Source organism: Deltaproteobacteria bacterium, assembly GCA_009930495.1.
Taxonomy (GTDB): Bacteria; Desulfobacterota; Desulfovibrionia; order Desulfovibrionales; family Desulfomicrobiaceae; genus Desulfomicrobium.
Genome location: RZYB01000387.1, coordinates 1 through 1448, shown reverse-complemented (window position 1 = coordinate 1448; position 1448 = coordinate 1). Strand labels below are relative to the sequence as shown.

The window sequence follows — 1448 nt, the reverse complement described above, 5'->3', positions numbered from 1 at the left end:
CTGAGCCGCCATTGACGAGAGCATGTCCTTGCCGATCAGCGGGGCTACGGACGCCCGAACCGTGGCAAAGTCTGCCCACGTTTCCACCGGGCCACCGTATTCGTCTACGGTCTGGGTCTTGGCTTGGTAGGTGATGACCTGACGGAGTTTGCCGGCGCGGATCATTACAGGCCACCGATGACTGTGTGCGCGTCCAGAAGCCCGTCCACGAACGAACGGTCCAGGGGCAGCACAAGCCGGTTATTGGATACCATGGTCAGGGCTTCGCGGTGCTCGTAGAGAGTCGCAACGCGGATGAGGAGCCATTGTTTCAAGGCCGTCGGGATAGTCGAAGGCGTCCACCCTGCGGTGTACCGCACGCGCACGGCGTTGATCTTGTCCGCAGTCTCCGGCCATTCGCCGGCAACGACGCGCCCAACGAGCGAGTCGGCATCAACGGTGTAGTCGGTGTCGGGCATGGTCTGCTCAACGCTGTCAGCGTCCAAATACTTGATGGAGGTCACGGCTGTGATTGGCGATGCCGGAAGCTCTATGTTCCCGCTTGGGAACGCATCCAACACCACCTCAAGAGCCTTCTCTGCCCAACTCCGGCCCGTCAGTGATTCGCCGTGCTCCCTGGCCGCGCTGATGAGAATGCCCAAAAGCGTGTCATCTTCATCGTGGGCAATGACGCAATGCGCCTTCACCTCTGTGAGCGTGACGGGTTCAACGGTCGGGGCGGCGACGAGTTTGAGCATGGGCTATTCCTAAAACGGCCCCCACTTTCGCAGGGGCCGTGCAGTTATTTCTTGGGCTTCGGCTTCTCTTCCTTGACCTCTTCCACGGGGGCGGGCCGATCAATGACCCTGCCGATCCCCTCCTTTTCCAGATACTCGGCCCTTGCATCAGACAAGGACACGACTTCCCCGGACATGTACCCGTTCCAGCGGGTCAGCAGGCGCAATTTCACGGCTCTATCCTCCATGGTTAGTCAACGATCACGGTCTTTTCGGAGCCGTAGCGCAGGTCAGACAGTACGTAGCTGGCCTGGGTGATGTTCGCTGCGTTGGAAGCTGCCGTCTTCACGCAGATGCAGTCAAAACCACCGGCCACGTCCAAAGACGCAGCGTCGATTTCGAACGCCACGAGCTTATGCTTCAGCGTGGCGTCAGTGGTGTAGTCCACGTCGTCGGTCTGCCTCACCCATGCGTCAGAGGTAGCCGCGTCGGCCACTAGATAGATGGGGACCGCGTTGGTGATGACCTTGGTGCTGGTTCCGGCCACCGCCGTAGCCTGCTCGATGGTAATTGCCACCGGGGCCGCGTTTGCTTGGTTGATGTCAACGAGCACGGTTACATGGCCAGCGTTTTTAAGGCTGACATAATCGCCGGTAATGGCCGCCCCCGCCTGGGGCGGGATGGCGGCAACAATCTTGGTTTTTTCAATCAGGTTCATGTGGCGTCCTCCTT

2 protein-coding genes and 1 pseudogene are annotated in these 1448 nt (G+C 59.9%); all 3 read right to left on the bottom strand.

Annotated features, from left to right (window positions below; translation table 11 throughout):
• A partial coding sequence (locus EOL86_14915) for a head-tail adaptor protein (GenBank protein ID NCD26859.1) occupies positions 1-162 on the bottom strand: 162 nt, incomplete at its 3' end.
• 2 nt (positions 163-164) lie between these two features.
• Positions 165-737, bottom strand: a pseudogene (locus EOL86_14910) (hypothetical protein).
• Positions 738-966: 229 nt separating this feature from the next.
• Positions 967-1434 carry a hypothetical protein gene (locus tag EOL86_14905; GenBank protein NCD26858.1) on the bottom strand — a complete coding sequence of 156 codons (468 nt, stop codon included), beginning with the start codon at positions 1432-1434 and terminating at the stop codon, positions 967-969.
• Positions 1435-1448 lie beyond the last annotated feature (14 nt).